Source organism: Meiothermus sp. (genome assembly GCF_025060375.1).
Classification (GTDB): Bacteria; Deinococcota; Deinococci; order Deinococcales; family Thermaceae; genus Meiothermus.
Genome location: NZ_JANXCG010000080.1, coordinates 42,862 through 49,015, shown reverse-complemented (window position 1 = coordinate 49,015; position 6,154 = coordinate 42,862). Strand labels below are relative to the sequence as shown.

General features: G+C 64.7%; 7 protein-coding genes. 3 read left to right on the top strand and 4 right to left on the bottom strand.

The window, feature by feature from the left end; translation table 11 throughout:
* From NZ849_RS09750 to NZ849_RS09740, 3 genes are all read right to left on the bottom strand, one after another.
* Nucleotides 1-594 (bottom strand): methylmalonyl-CoA mutase family protein (locus NZ849_RS09750; protein ID WP_295406653.1); only part of this gene is annotated, 594 nt, incomplete at its 3' end.
* 108 nt (nucleotides 595-702) lie between these two features.
* Nucleotides 703-2,544 carry an arginine--tRNA ligase gene (locus tag NZ849_RS09745; RefSeq protein ID WP_295406650.1) on the bottom strand — a complete coding sequence of 614 codons (1,842 nt, stop codon included), beginning with the start codon at nucleotides 2,542-2,544 and terminating at the stop codon, nucleotides 703-705.
* A gap of 25 nt (nucleotides 2,545-2,569) precedes the next feature.
* Nucleotides 2,570-3,076, bottom strand: coding sequence for a MogA/MoaB family molybdenum cofactor biosynthesis protein (locus NZ849_RS09740; RefSeq protein WP_295406648.1), 507 nt, complete (start codon nucleotides 3,074-3,076; stop codon nucleotides 2,570-2,572).
* 41 nt (nucleotides 3,077-3,117) lie between these two features.
* On the opposite strand from NZ849_RS09740, the gene NZ849_RS09735 reads away from it, so the two are divergent.
* Nucleotides 3,118-3,708, top strand: a complete 591-nt coding sequence (locus NZ849_RS09735; protein ID WP_295406645.1) for a GNAT family protein — start codon at nucleotides 3,118-3,120, stop codon at nucleotides 3,706-3,708.
* Here NZ849_RS09735 and NZ849_RS09730 read toward each other — a convergent pair.
* The gene (locus NZ849_RS09730) at nucleotides 3,705-4,313 is read right to left on the bottom strand and encodes a hypothetical protein (protein ID WP_295406642.1); all 609 of its coding nucleotides are present in this window, start codon (nucleotides 4,311-4,313) and stop codon (nucleotides 3,705-3,707) included. The two genes, NZ849_RS09735 and NZ849_RS09730, sit on opposite strands and share 4 nt — an antisense overlap.
* Nucleotides 4,314-4,393: 80 nt before the next feature.
* Here NZ849_RS09730 and NZ849_RS09725 point away from each other — a divergent pair, with 80 nt between their 5' ends.
* Together NZ849_RS09725 and purU are read left to right on the top strand one after the other, a co-directional pair.
* Nucleotides 4,394-5,221, top strand: a complete 828-nt coding sequence (locus tag NZ849_RS09725) for an alpha/beta hydrolase-fold protein (RefSeq protein ID WP_295406639.1) — start codon at nucleotides 4,394-4,396, stop codon at nucleotides 5,219-5,221.
* A gap of 38 nt (nucleotides 5,222-5,259) precedes the next feature.
* A complete protein-coding gene (gene purU / locus NZ849_RS09720; RefSeq protein ID WP_295406636.1) occupies nucleotides 5,260-6,120 on the top strand; it encodes a formyltetrahydrofolate deformylase in 861 nt (286 codons plus the stop codon).
* Nucleotides 6,121-6,154 lie beyond the last annotated feature (34 nt).

Here is a 6,154-nt window from a genome sequence, read left to right as displayed (position 1 = left end):
GATGAACTCCTTGAGGATATCGTTTTGGATGGTGCCCCCCAGTTTCTTCCAGTCGTAGCCCCGTTTCTTAGCCACCGCCAGGTACATGGCCCAGATGGCGTTGGCGGGGCTATTGATGGTCATGGAGGTGGTGACCTCTTCTAGGTCAATCCCGTCAAAGAGGATCTCCATGTCCGCCAGGCTGGAGATGGCCACCCCGCACTTGCCCACCTCCCCCTTGGAAAGGGGGTGGTCGGAGTCGTAGCCCATGAGGGTGGGAAGGTCAAAAGCGGTGGAGAGGCCCGTTTGGCCGGCTGCTAAAAGCTTCTTGAAGCGCTCGTTGGTCTGTTCGGCGGTGCCGAAGCCGGCGAACATGCGCATGGTCCAGAGCTTGGACCGGTACATGGAGCCGTAGACCCCCCGGGTGTAAGGGTACTCCCCTGGGTAGCCGAGCTTCTCCTCGTAGCAGAAATCCTTCAGGTCCTCGGGGGTGTAGAGGGGCTCAGGAGCGATGTCCGAGAGGGTGCGGTGGGCCACGGGCCTTTCGGGCATCTTCTCCACCGACTTGCGGTAGGTCTCCCGCATCCAAGCGTGCTTGGGTCTGGGCTGTGCCATGCCCAGATTATATAACGCATTTAGCACAGAAGTATGTTATTTCGTTAGATAAGCGCATCCAAAAGCCAGGACCAGCCCCTCCGCTCCCGCAGGGAGGAGCGAGGAGGCCTACATGACCTCGGGGGCCTTCAAACCCAGGAGCCCCAGGCCCTGCCTCAGGGTCTGGCGCAGGGCGGAGACCAGCTCGAGCCGCACCCCCCGGAGCCCCGGCGGCGCAGTGAGGACCGGAGTGGCCGGCTTTCCCTCGGGGGTCTTGGCGTTGTAAAAACCGTTCCAGGCCGCTGCTAGGTCCAGCAGATACTGGGCCAGGATGTGGGGGGCCCTAGCGCGGGCCGCCTCCTGTACCACCTCCCCAAAACGCAGCAGGACCTTGGCCAGAGCAACCTCGTACGGGGTGGCCTGGGTGAGGTCGGGCCTCTCCCCCAGCAGGCCCATTTCCTCGGCCTTGCGCAGGATGGAGCCGGCCCGCGCGTAGGCATACTGAATGTAAGGGCCGGTATCCCCTTCCAGGCTCAGGGCCTGCTCATAGCGAAAGTCGATCTGCTTTCTGGCCTCGGTCTTGAGCATGGCGAAGCGCACCGCCCCCACCCCAATCTGCTCGGCGGCCTCCTCGGGGCTGGGGTGATCGGGGTTTTTCTCGGCTATCACCGCCCGCACCCGGCGCACCGCCTCATCCAACACCTCATCCACAGAGACGGTGATGCCCTTCCGACCGGACATCTGCTGGCCCTCCAAAAGGACCGTCTCATAGGCCAAGTGGAAGCAGCGCTCGGCCAAATCACGCCGTCCCCTAACCTCAAGGGAAGCCTGCACCACCCTCAGGGCATGGCTCTGGCGAGCATCCACCACGTTGATGGTCTCCTGAGCCCCGCCGAAGGGCATGGGCTCCCCCTCAGGGCAGGTGCTGTAGAGAGGGGCGCCGCTGGGTTGGGTGTCGTACCGGTGGAATCTGAGCCCCTCTAGGAGCCCCATCTTCCAGAACTGCAGCGCAATGTCTTTGGCAGTATAGGTGGAGGTGCCGTTGGAGCGGATGAGCACCAGGTAGGGGTCTTCCAGCCCTGGGATGAAAGGGCTGGTGTCCATTACCAAGGCCCCCGCATACTTGCCCTCACTGGGGCGAAAGACGTAAGGGGTCGCCTCCAGGGCCCGCATAGCCTCCTGCAGCAGGCCCTCCCGCACGATGTCCGACTCCCAGACCAAGGCGTCGTACTCAGCCCCAAGGCGGTACATGGTGAGGAGCTGGGCCCGCAGAATCCGGTCCACCTGATCCCTGAGCTCCCCGGCCTCCAGGCGGTGTAGGGTGGCTTGCACCCCGGCCTCAATCTGGGCTCTTTGCTCGGAATCGGCCATAGCCCGGTGGAGGCGCACATAGGCCTCGCCCACCCAGTGGTCGTACTTGACCGAGGGGTCCGGGCTCTTGAGGCCGAAGTACTCCAGCGCAAATAGGCTTTCCGCAGCCTGCCGCCCGGTATCGTCGATGTAGTTCATCACCTCCACCTGGTACCCCACAAAGCGCAGGATCCGGGCCAGCGCGTCGCCCAAGCAGATGTTGCGCAGGTGCCCCACGTGCAGCTCCTTGTTGGGGTTGACCGAGGTGTGCTCCAAGAGAACCTTCCCCTCTTTAGGGGAAAAGGGAGGGAGAGGAGCAAGGGCATTCTCCAGAAGGAAGGCAGGCTCGAGCTCAAAGTTCAGGTAGCCCCCCACCACAAAGGCCCGCCGCACCCAGGGGGGCAGCACGATGTGCTGCAAAAGCTCAGCCGCAATCTGGGGCGGGGCCTTGCGCAGGGTCCGGGCTAGGCTCATGGCCACCGGTGTGCCGTAGTCGCCGCCCTTGTCCGGAGGGGTCTCCTGGACCACCACCTCGGGCACCTCGGCAAGGCCAAGGGCAAAGAGGGCTTCCTTCAAAGACGCCTTGAGCTGGGCTTTGATGTCCTGACGAGCCGCCAACACCGCAATAGAATAGCAGAGTTGCGCCTCACTCAAACCAGAAGGACTGGGCGAGCTGGCCTACGGGCCGACCGGTGATCCGCTCCACTGCCTCAGGTAAGAGGGGAAGGAGCACCTCGAGGGAGTCCCGGCAGGCCTGAGGGCCCCCGGGCAGGTTGACGATCAGGGTCTTGCCCCGCACCCCCGCCACCCCCCGCGAAAGGGCAGCCAACGGGCTTTTCTTGTAGGCCTCCCGCCGGATAAGCTCGGCGATGCCTGGGGCTTCCTTCTCCAGCATCTCGCGGGTGGCCTCAGGGGCGTGGTCGCGGCGGCTGAGACGGATGCTGCCGCTGGTGAGGATGACGTCCAAGCCCTCCCGGTCTGTCCACAAGCGCAGCACCCGCTTAATCTGAGCAGGTTCGTCAGGAACAATCTCGTAGTGGGTAATCTCGTAGGGGCCCAAGGACAGGGCCTCGCGAATGGCGGCGTAGGCCAGGTCCTCCACCTCACCCCGCGCCTCGCGGTCAGAAATGGTCAGCACGCCCACCCGAATCACCCCTCCAGTCTAGCCCAACAAGGGTGGTAGGTTTGGGTTATATGTGGCACGAGAGCGTCCCCCTGGAAGGGCGATACATTCTCCTAGAGCCCCTGCGCCTGGAGCACGCCCCGGCGTTGCTCGAGCATTTTGACCCCCGGATGGTCCAGTACCTGAGCAACGCCCCCCAAGAGGCCACCCTGGAGGCCATGCAAGCCTACATCCACTCGCTCCTCTCGGCCCCCGACCGGGTCAACTGGGCCATCGTGGACAAGGGCAGCGGGCGCGTGGCCGGGCGTACCGGCTACGTGCGGGTCAACCCGGCCTACCGCTCCGTGGAGACCACCACCTGGATATTTGCTCCCTTCCAAGGAGGGCACGCCAACCCCGAGAGCAAGTACCTGCTCCTCAAGCGCGCCTTTGAAACCCTGGGGGCCATACGGGTGCAGTTTCGCGCCGACGCCCGCAACCTGCAAAGCCGCCGGGCAATAGAGAAACTGGGGGCCACCTTCGAGGGTATCTTGCGCAAAGACCAGATATACCCCAACGGAACGGTGCGGGATACCGCCGTCTACTCCATTCTCGACGAGGAGTGGCCCCGGGTGAAGGCAGGGCTCGAGGCCCGGCTCTACGGGGAGGGCTGGGCGGTTTAGCGCCTGAACTCTACCAGCTCGCTGCTCAAACCCCCGAAGCTGCCCTCGCTCACCTGCTTGACCACCCCCACCCCCTCCGCAAACCAGTAGGTGGCCCTGCCCCCGAAGCCGATACCAAACTCCCCCCGGAAGCTGGCCTCAACCCGCAGGGCCTCAAAGCGACCTGCTGGAACGGTAATGTTTTCCTTGGCCACAATCCGGTTCTCGACCTCAAGAAAACCCCGCAGCTCAACGAAGGCCACCCTTCCCCTCAGCTCATAGCGGTAGGTCCAGCTCTCCCCCACCCGCCAGCGCTCACCACTGGGGAGCACCACCCCCTTGAGCTCGGTAAACCGGAGGCTCCCCCCGGGGATGGGCCGCTCCCCCTCCGGCAGGGTGCGCAGCCCCTGGGGGGTGCAGGTCCAAGGGGTGGTCTCGATGCGGTCGGGAAACTCCCGCCGCTCCAGAAAGGTGTTGGGCCCTGTGGGGGTAAAGCTCTGCAGATAGACCTGGTTCTCCCCCAGGATGCGGTAGCGCCAGCGCAACCCTGGGTCCGTGGGGTAGAAGCTCGTGGAGCAGGCCAGGGCCAGGCTGAAAGCTGCCGCACCGAGGGCCAGAAGCCGCATCCGTATCAGTCTGGCCGAGAATTCCCGAGGAGATGTGGAACCGACCAACAAAACCGCGCCAAAGGCCGTAGAATGGCCCAGTGCGTGCGCCCGAGGTGCGAAGCTGGAAGCCCCACCCAACCGGCCCCGGCCACAGCGTGGTGGGCGAGGTCTGGGTTTACGAAGGGTTCTACAGCCCCGAGCTGGGCAATCGGCGCGACATCCTGGTCTACCTACCCCCCTCCTACCCCCACGGCGCAAGGCGCTACCCGGTTCTCTACATGCACGATGGGCAAAACCTCTTTGACCAGGCCACCAGCTACGTAGGGGAGTGGCGGGTGGACGAGAGCATGGAGGCCTTGGCCCAGGAGTCCCTGGAAGCCATCGTGGTGGGCATTCCCAACATGGGCCTGGAGCGGCTGGGCGAGTACAGCCCCTTCCGCGACCCCCAGCACGGGGGAGGGCGGGGAGACCGGTACCTGCGCTTTGTGGTGGAGACCCTAAAACCCTTTATCGACAGGGAGTTTCGTACCCTGCCCGCCCGTGAGCACACCGCTATCGCGGGCTCCTCGATGGGGGGGTTCATCAGCCTGTGCGCCTACTACCTCTACCCCCAGGTCTTCGGTCGGGCCGGGGTGATGAGCCCGTCCTTCTGGTTCGCTGAAGGGGCCATCTACGGCTTGGTGGAAAGCGCACCCCAGGCCCCCGGACGGCTGTACATGGATGTGGGCCACCTCGAGCAGACCCCCTTTGGGGGCGACGCCCGCCGCTACCTGGAAGACGTCCGGCGCATGCACCGCCTGCTCCTGCGAAAGGGCTGGCGGCCAGGGGTAGACTACCTCTACCTGGAGGACGAGGGAGGCGCGCACCACGAAGCCCACTGGGCCCGGCGCTTCCCCGGAATGGTGCGCTTCCTGCTCGGCCAGTAGTTGAGCTCCACGCCCAAAGCCGATACCCTTTAGCCGGTATGCGCGCCGATACGACCGCCCGGCTGCTCATCACCTGCCCGGACCGGCCCGGCATTGTGGCGGCAGTCTCGAGCTTCCTCTTCCACCACGGGGCCAACATCACCGCCCTGGACCAGCACTCCACCGACCCCGAGGGGGGGCTCTTCTTCATGCGGCTGGAGTTTCAAACCCCCCACCTGGACGTGCCCCGCGAGGTTCTGGAAAAAGCCTTCGCCGAGACCGTGGCGGCTCGCTTCCAGATGGACTGGCGCATCGCCTACGCCACCGACCTGAAGAAGGTGGCCATCCTGGTCTCCAGGTACGACCACGCCCTGCTCGAGCTACTCTGGCGCCACAGCAACCGGGAGCTGCCCTGCGAGATCACCCAGGTGGTCTCCAACCACCCCGACCTCAGGGCCGAGGTAGAGCGCTTCGGCATTCCCTTCCACCACGTCCCGGTGGAGAAGGGCAGGAAGGAGGAAGCCGAGGCCCGAATGCTGGAGATTCTTGCAGGCAACGACCTTCTGGTGCTGGCCCGCTACATGCAGATACTCTCCCCCAGCTTTGTGGCCCACTACCCCAACCGCATCATCAACATCCACCACTCCTTCCTCCCCGCCTTCGTGGGGGCCAACCCCTACAGGCAGGCCTACCAGCGGGGGGTCAAGATCATAGGGGCCACCGCGCACTACGTGACCGAAGAGCTCGATCAGGGGCCCATCATCGAGCAGGACGTGGTCCGGGTCTCCCACCGGCACGACGTGGCCGACCTGGTACGGCTGGGACGGGACCTGGAACGCACCGTGCTGGCTCGAGCCGTGCAGTGGCACCTGGAGGACCGCATCATCGTCCACGGCAACAAGACGGTCGTCTTTTCATAATTGGGGTTCACGCCGTCTTCACCGAGCTTGGCTA

What these genes read in the sequence shown, in the direction of transcription:
- NZ849_RS09735 (WP_295406645.1), top strand. Translation starts at nt 3,118, where the DNA reads ATGTGGCACGAGAGCGTCCCCCTGGAAGGGCGATACATTCTCCTAGAG.
- purU (WP_295406636.1), top strand. Translation starts at nt 5,260, where the DNA reads ATGCGCGCCGATACGACCGCCCGGCTGCTCATCACCTGCCCGGACCGG.
- NZ849_RS09730 (WP_295406642.1), bottom strand. Translation starts at nt 4,313, where the DNA reads ATGCGGCTTCTGGCCCTCGGTGCGGCAGCTTTCAGCCTGGCCCTGGCC.